The organism is Pandoraea sp. ISTKB (assembly GCF_001721285.1).
GTDB classification, from domain to species: domain Bacteria; phylum Pseudomonadota; class Gammaproteobacteria; order Burkholderiales; family Burkholderiaceae; genus Pandoraea; species Pandoraea capi.
On the sequence record NZ_MAOS01000011.1, the window covers coordinates 1 to 314 of the forward strand.

General features: G+C 60.8%; 1 pseudogene. It reads right to left on the reverse strand.

Features of this window, described 5'->3' with window-relative positions:
• Positions 1-314 (reverse strand): annotated as a pseudogene (locus tag A9762_RS03205) (adhesin); the annotation flags it as partial.

Here is a 314-nt window from a genome sequence, read left to right on the forward strand (position 1 = left end):
GTCGCCGTGCTGCCGAAGTTCAGCGACAGGTCATTGCTCGCCAGAATTTGGCCGCCTGCGGACAGCGCCGTGAAGTTCTCCGGCAGGTACACCTGCGGCATCAGTGCCGTCACGGTCGGGCATTTCGCGTTGCCCGTTGCGGCACATCCCGGCTCAGGTACCGTCTGCTCGACGTACCACAACATCGGTTGCGACAACCCCGCAATCTGTTCAGGCGTGAGTGCTTGGCCCAACTGGATGTTGTTTGTCTTCGCGTACTCCACCGCGTTGCCGTACAGCACCAGCTTCTGCTGGTCGTTCACCGTCAACTGTGA